This is a genomic window from Microbacterium sp. JB110 (assembly GCF_003335195.1).
In the GTDB taxonomy this organism is placed as follows: domain Bacteria; phylum Actinomycetota; class Actinomycetes; order Actinomycetales; family Microbacteriaceae; genus Microbacterium.
This window is the reverse complement of the sequence record NZ_QPGM01000010.1, coordinates 60,697-74,041: the sequence shown is the minus strand read 5'-3', so window position 1 is coordinate 74,041 and position 13,345 is coordinate 60,697. Positions and strand designations below refer to the sequence as shown.

The following is a 13,345-nucleotide window of genomic DNA, read 5'->3' as shown; positions in this document are numbered from 1 at the left end:
TTTCCGCGTCAGAAGATGAAGCTGTGGTGCGGGGCGCGGGAGGGGCGCAGGGCTGCGTCGATCCTCGCCAGCGCCGGCTGCTCGCCGGAGACGCGGCCGGCATCGGCGAGCACCTGGAGCGATGCGCCGCCTAGATAGACCGCTGACAGCTCGGCGATGCCGAGCTCGACGTCCGGGTCCATCTCGCTCGGGAACACGCGCGCTGTGCCCGCCTCGACCTCGACCCGCCACGTCCCGTCTGCGAAGCCGAGCGGGTCGTGCACCCGCAGCACACCTGAGGCGTTCACGGCGGAGGTGGTGCCCTCCCCCGCATAAGTGCGTCCCTCCAGCGCCCGCGGCACGTCGAGGATGCGCAGCCAGACGAGATCGCTTGCGTTCTGAGTGATCGCGTGCGGATCGGCGACGAGCCATGGCAGTGCGCCATCGATCGGCTGCAGATCGGCCGTCACGGTGGTGACCAGATCATGACTCAGCGCGAACCGCCACAGCGCCGCGTAGGCGTCGGCCGTCGCGGCCTCGACGTGGGCGATCTTGAGCGTGTGCTTGGTATAGTCCGAGGCATCCTCGATCAGGCGATACGACATCGCGCCCACGATTCGACCGTCCGCTTCCCTGGCGACGACGCCGCGCACCTTCTCACCGTCGGAGATGCTGGGGTGCACGCCGGCGAACTGCTGCCAGCGACCGGGCCAGGCCGGAATCCTGCCGTCGCGACGGGTGCGACCTGCCGCTTCGGCGAACGCCGAGGCGATCTCTGCGCGCGGAGCGTAGCTCACCGCGGCCTGCGGCACCAGACTCCCCCACCCTGCGCGGATCGTGTCGACCGACACGGTGGCGGCAGGAACAGCCGGGCCGAATCCGTAGCGGCCGTAGATCGTGCCCTCTGAGACGGTGAGACCGGCGACGGCGATGCCGGCATCCGACGCCGCGCGCAGCTCGCCCTCCAGCATCGCCCGCGCGATGCCTCGGCGACGATGCGTGCCGGCCACCGTGACGTCGCTGATCGCCCACATGTCGATCTCGCCGCCCGGTACCGTCAACGGGGTAGCCCACGAGCCGACGGTCCCGACGGGGAATCCGTCCGACGCGGTCGCGTCGTACACGCCGATCAGCCGTTCGGTGCGCTGCGACTTCTTCTCGCGCCCCGCCTCGATCTCCTTCTCACCGGGCTCGGCGCCGAGGAATCCGCGCACGACCGCCCGGTAGTAATCGGGGAAATCGTCCCCGTCGAGCGGGACAGCGCGGTAGCTCAGCCCGCTCTCGGCGAGCCGCTCGGACGAGGTGGTGTCGACACGGACCTGGCGGGCATCGATGCTGCTCATGCTCTCAGCCTACGGTCCCGCCCGCCTCCTGTGCGGGCGCCGAGCCCTTTCTCACACCCTGCGCCGCATCTGCTCACCGGACGGCGCCTCGAAGCGGCGGCCCCATCCTGTGGCGATCGCCACGACCATGACGACCGTGAGCACCAGCGGGTAGACGCAGCCGACGAAGATCGCGGCGGGCGGCAGATCGGTGAGCGTCGCGGCGATGAACACGAATGCGCTCAGCAGCGGAACGACGCAGCTGAGCCCCATCGCGAAGCAGTCCATGATGTTCGCCCTGCGGTACGGGTGCAGGCCGACCGCCGCACCGATCCGGTCGACGATGGGCCCGAAGGTCGCCATCGCCGCGCTGTTCACCCCGCCGTATGCGACGGTGACGAGACTGGTGCCGAGCGCGATGACCGTCTCAGCGCCGGCAGGGGTCGCCGCGAGCCGGCTGCCCGCCAGTGCGCGGGTGGTGCGTTCGATCACGCCGGACTCGATCAGCACGCCCATGATGCCGAACACAGCCAGCACAAGGGCGATCGTCGGCAGGATCGCCGCGAGCCCGCCGACGAGGAAGCCCGCCGCGTTGCCCTCGCCGTCGAGGCCGAGGATCGATGCCGGCTCGAGCAGCCCCGCGGCGAGTGCCGTGATCGTGCCGACCACGAGGCCCGCCGTGATGGCGACGAACAGGCTGCGCATCGCGATCGCGACGATCAGCATGACGGCGACGGGAATCAGCATCAGCAGGCCGGTCGGGTCCCCCGCCGCCTCCGGTGCGTCGCCCGAACCTGAGACCAGGCCTGCCACGACGAAGAACACGAGCGCGATCGCGGCCGCGGTGAGCGCGTACCGCGCACGCGCGCGCACCACGCCCGCGACGTCGGCCGCCGCGCCAGAGACGCGGAAGCGCTGGCTCGATGAGGAGATGATCGTCGTATCGCTGATGGGTGCGAGGTGGTCGCCGAAGATCGCGCCTGACACGATCGCACCGGCCAGCAGCGCCTCCGGTGCGCCCAGGGCGACCCCCGCCGTGTACAGCACAGGGAAGATCGTGAACATCGTGCCGATGGACGAGCCCGTGGACAGCGCGACCAAGCAGGTGACCACGAAGGTGAACGGCAGGAAGACCGCCCCGCTCACGCCGAGCGAGGTCGCCACCCACACCATGCCCTCGGCGAGCCCGGTCGTCTTGATCAGCTGCGCGTACATGCCGACGACGGCGAGGATCGTCACGATCGTCACCGACGAGGAACTGCCCACCCCACGGAAGACGGCGTTCCAGTAGGACTCCTGCGATCGAGCGAACAGCGATCCGACCAGCAGTCCGATCAGCGCGCCCGCCGTGAGCGCAAGGAAGTCGAAGGTCTGCAGCCCGGCGAAGTACCACACGGCGACGCCGACGAACACGGCCAACGGCACCAGCGCGACGCCCCACCCACCGCGGAGCGCGAGCTGCTCCCTCGCGGTGTATTCGGTGGTACGGGAATCGATCTTCGCGGCCATGGGCATTCCTCGGTCAGGGGCGGGAGAGCAGGGGCACGACGCGTTCGCCGATCAGAGCGATGCCGGCGGCGCCGTCGTGGAGCCCCTGCGGTGTGCCGAACTCTACTCGATCCACACCGGCGTCGATGAGCGCCTGTGCGTGCGCGGCGACCTGCTCGGGCGTTCCGGAGAAGGCGAAGCGGTCGAGCAGATCGTCGGGGATGAGGGCGCCGGCGGCCTCGTGGTCGCCGGATGCGACCAGCTCCCGCACACGCGCGGCCAGGTCGTCCGGGATCTCGACTGTCGGGTCGAGCGCGCCGATCGCGTCGAGGTACATCGCGACCTCGCGCCGGGCGGTCGCCCTGGCCGCCTGACCGTCCTCGTCGACGACGGTCACCGCGCCGAACACGAGCCGCACATCGTCGCCCGACCTGCCGACCCTGCGTGCTCCCGCGTCGAGCCGCTCCCGCATCACGGGGACGAGGTCAGGGTTCGCCGCGCCGCCGACCTTGTGCTCGTCGGCGATGCGGCCTGCCAGCCCGACGCCCATCGGGCCCCACGCACCGATCAGCAGCGGCGCCGTCTCCCGCACGAGCGGATAGCGCAGGCGCACGCCGGGCTGCAGCGGGTAGAACTCGCTCTCGAAGCCCGCGCCGTCTCCGCGCAGCAGCGCCCGGATGTGCCCCGCGGCCTCCCGCAGTCGCGCGACGGGGCGATCCTGCGCCACGCCGATCGCGTCGAGCCACGTGCCCTTCGCCAGGCCCAGATACGCGCGCCCACCGCTTTCGGCGTCGATCGCGGCGAACTGCCCGGCGATTTCGTAGGGGTGCAGCGTGAACGGGTTCCAGCATGCGGCGCCGAGCCTCACCGTGCTCGTCGAGCGCGCGATCTCCAGCAGCGCCGCGACGGGCGGCTGGAAGAGCAGATCACTGAACACGCTGACCACGTCGATGCCGACGCGCTCCGCGTGCGCGGCCAGTTCGCCGTACCGCCCAGGGGCCTTGTCCGACTGCAGCCCGATGCCGATCTCGACCGGCTTGCGGCTCACGTGAGATCCTCGGAGCGCATCCCGCGCAGCTGCCCGCGCTCGATCCGCATGATCAGCCGTTCGTCCGGGTCGGGGCATGCCACGAACTGATCCTGCTCGAGCCAGTCGCCCTCGGGGAGCACACGCTGCTTCGCCGGAATCAGCGGCAGCACCGCCTGCAGTGCGTACAGGCAGAAATGGCCATGGGTCGTCAGGTGCGACGATTCGGTGACGTCGAAGCTGTCCCCCTGTGCCATGCCGCACACCGAGCGTCCCTCGATCCGGTCGACGACGACCCTGATGTCGTGGAGCGACATGTCAGGATCACCCGCCTCGTCCGGAGCCCTGCCGATGTTCTGCGCCGCCATCCCTCCAGCCTACGCGCGCGGCGGGTTCAGCTCTGCGTATGGGTCGCCCGGGTGGCTCTGATGCTCGCCAGCACGTTGCGCCGCACATCTTCCGGCGCCGCTTCCTTGCATGCGCGCTGCACCGCGTCGGTGAGGGTTCGCGCGACGAGCGCCTCACTCTGGCAGCCCTCGCACCCGTCGATGTGCTCTCGGATGTCGCTCTGCTCGGTCTTGCAGATCTCGTTGCGCAGATACTCCTCGAGGTCCGCCCGCGCCCTGTCACAACCGCAGTCGGTCATTTCTTCGCTCCTGTCGTGGCGGCCTGGATTCCTCGCTCGGCCGCGTAGTCCTTCAGCTGGTCCCGCAGCAGCCGCCTGCCCCTATGCAGTCGACTCATCACGGTTCCGATCGGTGTCTTCATGATGTCGGCGATCTCCTGGTAGGCGAAGCCCTCGACGTCTGCGAGGTACACCGCCATCCGGAAGTCATCCGGAAGCGACTGCAGCGCGTCCTTCACGGCCGAGGCCGGCATCCGGTCGATCGCCTCGGCCTCCGCGGAGCGGCTGCTGCGTGCTGTCGTGGATTCCGCGCCGCCGAGCTGCCAGTCCTCGAGCTCATCGATCGTGCCCTGATACGGCTCACGCTGCTTCTTGCGGTACGTGTTGATGTACGTATTGGTGAGGATCCGGTACAGCCACGCCTTCAGATTCGTGCCCTGCCTGAACGAGGCCCACGACGAGAAGGCCTTCACAAAGGTCTCCTGCACGAGGTCGGCGGCGTCGGCGGGGTTGCGCGTCATGCGCATGGCCGCGCCGTACAGCTGGTCCATGAAGGGCAGCGCCTGCTCTTCGAACTGCGCGCGCGCAATCGCTGCTGTTGCGGCGCTCTCCGCAGGTGACGCTGTCTGGTGCTCATCCATCCCGCCCCAGTGTAGGGCGCGCGACTCCGAGACGAGTGGGGGTGCCGTTGCCGTCAGCATCCGATCCTCTCCGACCGCTTTCTCCCCCGGTTCGTTATCGATGGAGTCCTACGGTCTTTACTAAGGTGGAACCGATGAGCGCGAATGCATATTCCCCCGACGGTTCCGCCCCTGCCAGGGGCGCGTTCGCCGCGCCGGGTGCCGACGGCGCGGTCGAGGCCACGCTGACCATCCCCGGCTCGAAGTCGCTGACGAACCGCGAGCTGGTGCTGGCGGCGATCGCCGAGGGGCCGAGCCGGATCTCTGCGCCGCTGCCGTCCGAGGATTCCAACCGGATGATCGAGTCGCTGCGAGCGCTCGGCGTCGGCATCGAGGCCGCCGCCGGCGAGAGCGAGTTCGGCGATGACCTGATCGTGACGCCGGCGCCGCTGACCGGCGGCACCGTCGACTGCGGCCAGGCCGGCACGGTGATGCGCTTCGTCGCGCCGCTGGCGGGGCTCGCGACCGGCGAGGTGCTCGTCACGGCGCACGAGAACGCCCTGCATCGGCCGATGGGCCAGATGATCAAGGCGCTGCGCGACCTCAGGGTCGACATCGACGACGGCGGCAACTGGTCGCTGCCGTTCACGGTGATGGGCCACGGGCAGATCCGCGGCGGCGAGCTCGAGATCGACGCGTCGACGTCGAGCCAGTTCGTCTCCGGCCTGCTGCTGGCCGCCCCGCGATTCGACGTCGGCCTGCATCTGCGGCACACCGGAGCTCGACTGCCGAGCATCCCGCACATCGAGATGACCGTCGAGACGCTCGCCCGTCGCGGCGTGCACGTCGAGAAGCCCTCGCCAGGCGAATGGATCGTGCCGCCGGTACCCCCACGTGCCAAGAACGTGCACGTCGAGCCCGACCTGTCGAACGCCGCGCCGTTCCTGGCCGCCGCTGTGCTGACGGGCGGCAGTGTGACGATCACGGACTGGCCGCCGCACTCGACTCAGCCAGGCGCGCACCTGACCGACATCCTGCAGCGGTTCGGCGCGCGCACGAGCCGTCGCGGCGGCGCGCTGACCGTGACGGGCGGATCGACGATCACCGGGGTCGATCTCGACCTCTCGGCCGTCAGCGAACTGACTCCGACGCTGGTCGGCATCGCGATGTTCGCCGACGAACCGTCGACGTTCCACGGCATCGGCCACATCCGGGGCCACGAGACCGACCGGATCGCGGCGCTCGCCCGCAATGTGACGGCGCTCGGAGGCCGGGCGGAGGAGCTGGACGACGGCATCCGGATCATCCCTGCGCCACTGCATGGCGGCACGTGGAAGGCGTTCCACGACCATCGCATCGCGACGACCGGCGCTCTCGTCGGGCTGCGCGTGCCTGACGTCGTCGTCGACGAGATCGGCGCCACCGCGAAGACCCTGCCGCAGTTCTCGCAGCTGTGGTCACGGATGCTGGCCGGCGAATGAGCGGAAGGCAGCGCAGGTGAGCTGGTTCGGCGACGTCGACGAAGACGACGAGGGCTACGACGAGTCCGATGTGCGGGTGCGGCCGAACCCGAAGGCGAACCGGCCGCGCACCAAGCGGCGACCGGCGCACGAGAGCGCGCAGATCGCGCGCGTGCTGGGCGTCGACCGCGGGCGCTACACGGTGCTCGTCCGCGAAGGCCGCGACGACGAGCGCGAGGTGATCGCGACCAGGGCCCGCGAACTGCGCAAGACAGCGATCGTCACCGGCGACAGCGCGCGCATCGTCGGCGATCTCTCCGGCGACACCGGCACGCTGTGCCGCATCGTCGGCCTCGAGGATCGCACCTCGCTGCTGCGGCGCAGCGCCGACGACACCGACCAGGTCGAACGGGTCATCGTCGCCAACGCCGATCAGATGCTGCTGGTGGTCGCCGCGGCCGATCCCGAGCCCCGCCCCCGCCTGGTCGACCGCTATCTGATCGCGGCGCTCGACGCGGGGCTGCGGCCGCTGATGGTGATCACGAAGACCGACCTGTCCGACCCGTCCGCCTTCCTCGAGCACTTCTCCGGGCTGGCCGACCTGCGTGTGTTCCTCTCATCGCAGGACGAACCGCCGGTCGACGAGATCGGTGCGTCCCTCGTCGGACGCACCACGGTGTTCGTCGGGCACTCCGGCGTCGGCAAGTCCACGCTCGTGAACGCCCTCGTGCCCAGCGCCCATCGGGCAACAGGGCACGTGAACGAGGTGACCGGACGCGGACGGCACACCTCGTCGTCCACCGTGTCGCTGCGCTACATCTCCGATGCCGGATCCGGGTGGGTGATCGACACCCCAGGGGTGCGGTCGTTCGGGCTCGGGCACGTCGATCCGGAGAACATCCTGCGCGCCTACCCCGACCTCGCCGCCGTCGCCGAGGAATGCCCACGCGGGTGCTCGCACCTGCCGGAGGCGCCGGACTGCGCGCTCAACGAGGCCGTGGAAGCCGGAGCGCTCCCCGCCGCCCGCCTGGACTCGCTGCAGCGGCTGCTCGCGACATTCGAGGGGCGCACTGACTGGTAGGTGCGCGGAGTCCCTAAGGCAGGTCAGAAGTCCTTCAGCTTCCGCGAGATCGACGACCCCTTGGTTCCATCACTGTAGGCGACGGTGATCGTCGGATTACTGATGCCGAGATCGAGCAAGCGTCCGCCGACCTTCAGTGAGCCGGTGCCCGAACCATCGAAATGGATAGTCCCCGCCTGGTTCCCGCCATACGTGACCTTCGCCGCGGAGCCGGGCTCTCCCGCCACCGTGAGCGTGTAGGAGGACAGCACCTTGATCTTGATGCCGAGCACCACCTTGATAGTCGAGTTTTCCTGCAGACCACCGAACTTCAGCGGATCCGGCACCACCACTGGCGGGTCCGGTTTCGTCGGAGGATCCGGTTGGATCGGAGTGTCGTCGCCGCCGTCCGAACCGCCGTTCCCGTCGGAATCTCCGCCGCCGTCGCCGGAACCGTCGCTGCCGTCACCGGAACCGTCGCTATCGCCCGACCCGCCGCCACCGTTTCCGGAGCTGCCGTCGCCCGAGCCACCGTCACCGGAACCGCCGCCACTGGAACCGTCACCGTTTCCGCCGTCGCCCGAGCCGCCGTTACCACCGCCACCGCCGTTGCCGCCGGATGTTCCAGACCCACCCGAGCCGGATCCGCCTGAGCCGGAAGATCCTGAGCCACCGGAGCCTGTTCCCGAGCCGCCGGAGCCCGAGGCCCCGTCATCGCTCGACGAGCCATCACTCCCCGGTGCGTCGTCGTCTCCCGACGAGCCGTCGGCGTTCCCGCCCTGCCCCTTCTCGGAGTTGACACCGGGCACGATGCTGCCAGAGCCGCCACCGGCTTCCTGCTCAGGCGCGTGCTTGATGCCGTCGGCGAAGTTCAGCAGGAAGTTGTCCTTGGCCGAGGCCGTGCCGTACTCCCCCGGTGCAGCGCTCATGCTGTCGGAGGGATCGACTTCCGAGGCCGTCGGCTCGAAGTCCGGATTGTGGTAGGCGCCGACCGCGTCGACGGCCAGGTTCGCCACGAGCGCGACGGCGACCGCCCCGGCGAACACGCCGACAGCCGACCGGATGCCCTGCCCCGCCGTCGCTGCGCCGGTTCGGACGGACTGCGCAGCAGGCAGCTTCGCCGCGGCTGCACCGGCGGCGGGCGCGTGCAGCGGAGGTGCCAATGGCTGCGGCGCCCCGGCCGGCAGCGCGCTCGACGGCGCTGCGCCGGATGCCGACGGCTCGGTTGTGGTCATTCGGAGTTCCCCAGCAGGTTCCGGATGGCGCCGATTCCGGCCATCCTCGTCCCAGGATACGGGAGTACCCGTCTTTCTGGCGAGACGTCGCCCATCCGGATGCGAGAGGAACTCGAATTCGCACGCCGTGCGCGGCGTCAGTGCGCCGCATTGCCCTCGATATAGGCGCGGAGCGCCTGCTCGTCGCCAGGCATCTCCACGACCTCCTGTGCGGCGGAGAGCATGGCGCGGAGCTCATCGGACAGCGGCAGCTCGACACCGATCGCCTCCGTGATCGTCTCCTGGAACTTCGCGGGCTTCGCGGTCTCGAGCACGAGCATCGGCACGCCGTCCTCGATGTGCTCCCGCGCCACCTTCACGCCGTCTGCGGTGTGCGGGTCGATGATCTCACCCGTCGCCTCGTGCACCGCGCGGATAGTCGCGAGCCGGTCGGCGTGGGTCGAGGTGCCGCTGAAGAATCCGAACTCGTCCTTCAGCCGCGGCAGCTCGGCTGTCAGGTCGAGCGCGCCGGTTTCGTCGAGCTCGCGCCACGCGGCGTTCATGCGCTCAGCGTCGCGGTCGAGCAGGTCGAACAGGAAGCGCTCCAGGTTCGACGCCTTCGAGATGTCCATCGACGGGCTCGACGTCGCGAGCGTCTGCTCGGCCGATCTCGGCCGGTACGCCCCGGTGCGGAAGAACTCGTCGAGCACGTTGTTCTCGTTCGCGGCGAGCACGAGGCGCCGGATCGGCACGCCCATCCCCTTCGCGAAGTAGCCGGCGAGGATGTTCCCGAAGTTGCCCGACGGCACGGTCACGGAGATCTCGAAGGTCTCCCTGGCATCGACGTCGACGGAGTCGCTCGCGCGCAGCCACGCCCACACGTAGTAGACGACCTGTGAGGTGATCCGGGCCAGGTTGATCGAGTTGACCGCCCCGAGGTTCTGCGCGCGCTTGAACTCGAGGTCGCCGGCGAGCGCCTTGACGAGGTTCTGCGCGTCGTCGAAGACGCCGTCGATGGCGATGTTGTGGATGTTCTCGTCGGTCAGCGAGTACATCTGCGCTCGCTGGAACGCGCTCATCCGGCCCTGCGGCGAGAGCATGAAGACCGTGATGCGGTCCTTGCCGCGGAACGCGTACTCCGCCGCCGATCCGGTGTCGCCCGACGTCGCGCCCAGGATGTTCAGGGTCGTGCCCCGTCGCTCCAGCGCGTACTCGACGACCTCGCCGAGGAACTGCATCGCCATGTCCTTGAACGCCAGCGTCGGGCCTTCGCTCAGCCCGACGAGCGTGAGCCCGCCGTCGATGTCGCGCAGCGGTGCGATGCCGTCGGGGAAGTTGTGCGGCCCGTACGCCCGTCCGCACATCTCGGCGAGGTCGTCGCGCGGGATGTCGGTCGCGAACAGACCGAGCACCTCGGTCGCCAGGCCCGCATAGTCGAGCCCGCGCCAGACCTCCAGCTGCTCCGCGTCGATGCGGGGCAGCTGCGTCGGCACCGCGAGGCCGCCATCAGGGGCCAGACCTTCGAGAAGCGTCTCGCAGAAGTCGGTCGGTTCCATGCCGCCACGGGTGGAGATGTACTGCACGGGGTGCTCCTCGGTGTCTGGGGTGCTGCGTGCGCTGACGCACCGACCCATTGTCTCAGGGTCTCGCTCCGCCTCGCACCGGTTGGCGAGCGCGTCGATCCCGCCCTGGCTCGACGCTCGGACGTCATCGCCGCCTCTGCCGCGTCGACACGTCCTAGCCGAGCATCGCGCGATCGTCGAAGGTCGCGCCCTTGATCTTGCCGAACTCGGCGAGCAGATGATCCACTGTGAGCTCGCGCTTGGCTGCCTTGCTGGCCGTGAACACGATGCGCCCCTCATGCATCATGATGAGACGGTTGCCGAGGGCGAGCGCCTGCTGCATGTTGTGCGTGACCATCAGGGTGGTCAGCCCGCCCTGTTCGACGATGCGTCCGGTGAGCGAGGTCACCAGCTCGGCGCGCTGCGGGTCGAGGGCGGCGGTGTGCTCGTCGAGCAGCAGGATGCGCGGGTGCGTGAACCCCGCCATCAGCAGCGAGAGCGCCTGGCGCTGGCCGCCCGAGAGCAGCCCTACCTTCGCCTTGAGCCGATTCTCGAGACCGAGTTCGAGCGAGCGCAGCTCCTCGGCGAAGCGCTCACGCCGGTTCTTCGTCACACCGCGGCCGAGCCCGCGGCGCGCGCCGCGCTTGAGCGCGAGCGACAGGTTCTGCTCGATGGTGAGGTCGGGCGCGGTCCCGGCCATCGGATCCTGGAACACCCTGCCGACGTATCGCGCCCGTCGGTGCTCCCTCAGACGGTTGACGCGCGTGCCGTCGATCTCGATGTCACCGGAATCCGCCGTGATCCGTCCGGCGACCGCATTGAGCAGGGTCGACTTGCCCGCACCGTTCGAGCCGATCACGGTGACGAAGTCGCCCTCGTCGAGCCGCAGGCTGAGGTCAGTCAGTGCCCGGCGTTCGTTCACCGATCCGGGGAAGAAGGTCTTGCTGAGGTGATCGATCGCGAGCACGTCAGACCTCCGCCTTCTCGCGGGCCACGGGTTCGGTGTGCTGTGCGCGAGTCCGGCCGCCGAACAGGTCGCGCCAAGACGGCACGCGCTTCAGGAAGCCCCAGCGCGGCAGGATCAGCGCGATGACCACGAGCGCCGCAGTGATGAACTTCATGTCGTTGGGGTTCAGTCCCACCTGCAGCGCCGCGAAGATGATGATCCGGTACAGCACGGCGCCGACGACGACGGCGAGGCTCGCCAGGAAGATGAACCGCTGGCCGAGCACCGCCTGGCCGAGGATCACCGACGCCAAGCCGACCAGGATCAGGCCGATGCCCATGCTGATGTCCGCGAAGCCCTGGTACTGGGCGACGAGCGCTCCGCACAGCCCGACGAGGCCGTTGGAGAGTGCGAGCGTGAGGATCGTGGTGCCGTCGGTGTTGGCGCCGAGGCTGCCGATCATCTGCTTGTTGTTTCCGGTGGCCTGGATCGCCAGCCCCAGGTCGGTCGAGAGGAACCAGTCCACGACGAGCTTCAGCACGAACACGCTCGCAAAGAAGATGAGCACGCCGATCCAGGTGCGGCCGAGCAGTTCCGCGTCGCGCAGCGGGGTCATCAGGGTCTCTTCGCGCAGCAGCGGCACGTTGGCGCCGCCCATGATGCGCAGGTTCACCGACCACAGCGCGATCATGGTGAGGATCCCCGCCAGCAGCCCGTCGATGCGTCCCTTCGTATGCAGCACGCCGGTGATCGCACCGGCGACCAGGCCGGCACCGCCAGCTGCAAGGGTCGCCAGTACGGGGTTCTGCCCGCCCGTGATCATCGCCGCGGCGACCGCAGCGCCCATCGTGAAACTGCCGTCGACCGTGAGGTCCGGGAACTGCAGCACGCGGAACGTCAGATAGACGCCCAGTGCCATGACCCCGTAGATGAGGCCGAGCTCGACCGCTCCGATCATGGGGGCTTACTCGATGACCTGGTCGGCGCGGTCGACCACCGAGGCCGGCAGCTCCACGCCCATCCGCTCCGCGGCGGCCGGGTTGATGATCAGTTCGACGTCGTTCGACGTCTCGACAGGCATCTCCGCCGGGTCCTCGCCGTTCTGCAGGATGCTGGCAGCCATCTCGCCGGTCTGGTAGCCGAGCTTGTAGTAGTCGATGCCGAGAGTCGCGATCGCGCCGCCCTCGACAGGGCCAGAATCGCCGCTGATGACCGGGATCTGGTTCTGCTCGGCGACCTGGATCAGCGCGGCGATGCCCGACACAACCGTGTTGTCCGTCGGGACATAGAACGCGTCGACGCCGTCCAGGGACTGCGCGGCCTGCTGCACCTCTGCCGAGTTCGAGACCGTGGCCTCCTCGATCGTGAGACCGAGCTCGCTGGCAGCGTCCTTCGCGAGCTCCACCTGCACCTCGGAGTTGACCTCGCCCGAGCTGTACACGACACCGACGGTCTTCGCGTCCGGCGCGATCTCGGTGAGAAGCTCGAGCTGCTCTGCCACGGGGTTCAGATCGCTCGTGCCCGTGACGTTGGAACCTGGCGCCTCGTTCGAGTCGACCAGGCCCGCCTCGACGGCGTCGGTGACCGAGGTGAACAGCACCGGGATGTCGATGATCTGCTGTGCGGCGGCCTGTGCTGACGGCGTCGCATTGGCGAGCACCAGGTCGAGGTCGCCGTCGCTGGCGAAGGTCGAGGCGATCGTGTTGGTGTTGGCGACCTCGCCCTGCGCGTTCTGGTCGTCGTACTCGGCGTTGATGCCTGCGACGTCGACCGCCTCTTTGAAGCCCTCTGTGGCTGCGTCGAGCGCGTCGTGCTGCACGAACTGCAGGACGCCGATCTTCACCTGGTCGTCGCCGGGGTCACCGGCGCCGTCGGATGCGCCGTCGTCGGACGACGAGCATGCGGTGAGGGCGAGCAGCGCCGTGGCGCCGAGACCGAGAACGGCGAGGCCGCGGGAACGGGGCTGAGACATGTGACTTCCTTGAGGCAATCGATGGGACGCGATCCATGGAATGCTACCCGGTTCCGCCCCGCTCCCGCCG

General features: G+C 69.2%; 13 protein-coding genes. 2 read left to right on the top strand and 11 right to left on the bottom strand.

Translation table 11 applies throughout. From position 1 onward, the window contains the following. Positions 1–8: 8 nt before the first annotated feature. Genes CIK77_RS15805 through CIK77_RS15780 form a run of 6 tightly spaced genes read right to left on the bottom strand, consistent with a single transcriptional unit; the run spans position 9 to position 5,082 of the window. Positions 9–1,322, bottom strand: a complete 1,314-nt coding sequence (locus CIK77_RS15805) for a GNAT family N-acetyltransferase (RefSeq protein ID WP_087053902.1) — start codon at positions 1,320–1,322, stop codon at positions 9–11. Between the two features lie 51 nt (positions 1,323–1,373). Continuing rightward, entirely contained in the window at positions 1,374–2,810 is a 1,437-nt protein-coding gene (locus CIK77_RS15800; protein WP_087053903.1) for a Na+/H+ antiporter NhaC family protein, read from the bottom strand. Between the two features lie 13 nt (positions 2,811–2,823). After that, positions 2,824–3,837 (bottom strand): LLM class flavin-dependent oxidoreductase, encoded by a 1,014-nt coding sequence (locus CIK77_RS15795; RefSeq protein ID WP_249268476.1) that lies wholly within the window; start codon positions 3,835–3,837, stop codon positions 2,824–2,826. Continuing rightward, on the bottom strand, positions 3,834–4,184 hold the full coding sequence (locus CIK77_RS15790) for a TIGR04076 family protein (RefSeq protein ID WP_087053905.1): 351 nt from the start codon (positions 4,182–4,184) through the stop codon (positions 3,834–3,836). The genes CIK77_RS15795 and CIK77_RS15790 overlap by 4 nt, the downstream gene beginning before the upstream one ends. A gap of 26 nt (positions 4,185–4,210) precedes the next feature. Continuing rightward, positions 4,211–4,462 carry a zf-HC2 domain-containing protein gene (locus CIK77_RS15785; protein ID WP_087053906.1) on the bottom strand — a complete coding sequence of 84 codons (252 nt, stop codon included), beginning with the start codon at positions 4,460–4,462 and terminating at the stop codon, positions 4,211–4,213. Next, complete coding sequence (locus tag CIK77_RS15780) at positions 4,459–5,082, bottom strand: sigma-70 family RNA polymerase sigma factor (RefSeq protein ID WP_249268477.1); 624 nt, start codon at positions 5,080–5,082, stop codon at positions 4,459–4,461. The genes CIK77_RS15785 and CIK77_RS15780 overlap by 4 nt, the downstream gene beginning before the upstream one ends. A 134-nt stretch (positions 5,083–5,216) precedes the next feature. Here CIK77_RS15780 and aroA point away from each other — a divergent pair, with 134 nt between their 5' ends. Both aroA and rsgA read left to right on the top strand, forming a co-directional pair. After that, positions 5,217–6,542, top strand: a complete 1,326-nt coding sequence (aroA, locus tag CIK77_RS18210; protein WP_087053907.1) for a 3-phosphoshikimate 1-carboxyvinyltransferase — start codon at positions 5,217–5,219, stop codon at positions 6,540–6,542. A 16-nt stretch (positions 6,543–6,558) separates the two neighbouring features. After that, positions 6,559–7,602 carry a ribosome small subunit-dependent GTPase A gene (gene rsgA, locus CIK77_RS15770; protein ID WP_249268478.1) on the top strand — a complete coding sequence of 348 codons (1,044 nt, stop codon included), beginning with the start codon at positions 6,559–6,561 and terminating at the stop codon, positions 7,600–7,602. A 23-nt stretch (positions 7,603–7,625) separates the two neighbouring features. On the opposite strand, the gene CIK77_RS15765 is transcribed toward rsgA, so the two are convergent. The 5 genes from CIK77_RS15765 to CIK77_RS15745 all read right to left on the bottom strand — a co-directional run bounded on the left by CIK77_RS15765 (position 7,626) and on the right by CIK77_RS15745 (position 13,275). Next, a complete protein-coding gene (locus tag CIK77_RS15765) occupies positions 7,626–8,816 on the bottom strand; it encodes a hypothetical protein (RefSeq protein WP_087053908.1) in 1,191 nt (396 codons plus the stop codon). Positions 8,817–8,953: 137 nt separating this feature from the next. Next, the gene (gene thrC, locus CIK77_RS15760; RefSeq protein ID WP_087054022.1) at positions 8,954–10,378 is read right to left on the bottom strand and encodes a threonine synthase; all 1,425 of its coding nucleotides are present in this window, start codon (positions 10,376–10,378) and stop codon (positions 8,954–8,956) included. Positions 10,379–10,532: 154 nt separating this feature from the next. Beyond that, positions 10,533–11,324 (bottom strand): ABC transporter ATP-binding protein, encoded by a 792-nt coding sequence (locus CIK77_RS15755; protein ID WP_087053909.1) that lies wholly within the window; start codon positions 11,322–11,324, stop codon positions 10,533–10,535. A 1-nt stretch (position 11,325) separates the two neighbouring features. Beyond that, on the bottom strand, positions 11,326–12,261 hold the full coding sequence (locus CIK77_RS15750; protein ID WP_087053910.1) for an ABC transporter permease: 936 nt from the start codon (positions 12,259–12,261) through the stop codon (positions 11,326–11,328). Positions 12,262–12,267: 6 nt separating this feature from the next. Next, the gene (locus CIK77_RS15745; RefSeq protein WP_087053911.1) at positions 12,268–13,275 is read right to left on the bottom strand and encodes an ABC transporter substrate-binding protein; all 1,008 of its coding nucleotides are present in this window, start codon (positions 13,273–13,275) and stop codon (positions 12,268–12,270) included. Positions 13,276–13,345 lie beyond the last annotated feature (70 nt).

Excerpts from the sequence above, each read along its gene's own strand:
- CIK77_RS15805 (WP_087053902.1), bottom strand. The coding sequence starts at position 1,322 with ATGAGCAGCATCGATGCCCGCCAGGTCCGTGTCGACACCACCTCGTCC.
- CIK77_RS15800 (WP_087053903.1), bottom strand. The coding sequence starts at position 2,810 with ATGGCCGCGAAGATCGATTCCCGTACCACCGAATACACCGCGAGGGAG.
- CIK77_RS15790 (WP_087053905.1), bottom strand. The coding sequence starts at position 4,184 with ATGGCGGCGCAGAACATCGGCAGGGCTCCGGACGAGGCGGGTGATCCT.
- CIK77_RS15785 (WP_087053906.1), bottom strand. The coding sequence starts at position 4,462 with ATGACCGACTGCGGTTGTGACAGGGCGCGGGCGGACCTCGAGGAGTAT.
- CIK77_RS15780 (WP_249268477.1), bottom strand. The coding sequence starts at position 5,082 with ATGGATGAGCACCAGACAGCGTCACCTGCGGAGAGCGCCGCAACAGCA.
- aroA (WP_087053907.1), top strand. The coding sequence starts at position 5,217 with ATGAGCGCGAATGCATATTCCCCCGACGGTTCCGCCCCTGCCAGGGGC.
- CIK77_RS15765 (WP_087053908.1), bottom strand. The coding sequence starts at position 8,816 with ATGACCACAACCGAGCCGTCGGCATCCGGCGCAGCGCCGTCGAGCGCG.
- CIK77_RS15750 (WP_087053910.1), bottom strand. The coding sequence starts at position 12,261 with ATGATCGGAGCGGTCGAGCTCGGCCTCATCTACGGGGTCATGGCACTG.
- CIK77_RS15745 (WP_087053911.1), bottom strand. The coding sequence starts at position 13,275 with ATGTCTCAGCCCCGTTCCCGCGGCCTCGCCGTTCTCGGTCTCGGCGCC.